1 protein-coding gene is annotated in these 290 nt (G+C 64.5%); it reads left to right on the forward strand.

Going from position 1 to position 290, the window contains the following annotated elements:
* On the forward strand, positions 1-290 hold a 290-nt coding region (locus EN850_RS35695), incomplete at both ends, for a M3 family metallopeptidase (protein WP_246689341.1).

The raw sequence follows: 290 nt of genomic DNA on the forward strand, positions 1-290 counted from the left end.
TGCGTGCGCAGAAGGCCAAGCTGCTCGGCTTCGACACCTTCGCCGACTACCAGCTGGGCGACCAGATGGCCAAGACCCCGGCTGCCGCGCTCAAGCTGCTGACCGACACCGTGCCGGCCGCCACCGCCAAGGCGCGCGCCGAAGCCGGTGAGATCCAGAAAGTCATCGACGCACAGAAGGGCGGATTCCAGGTCGCCGCATCGGACTGGGACTTCTATGCCGAGCAGGTGCGCAAGGCCAAGTACGATCTGGACGAGTCGCAGATCAAGCCGTACTTCGAACTGGACAAC

This window comes from Mesorhizobium sp. M8A.F.Ca.ET.207.01.1.1, from assembly GCF_004794715.1.
Lineage (GTDB): Bacteria > Pseudomonadota > Alphaproteobacteria > Rhizobiales > Rhizobiaceae > Mesorhizobium.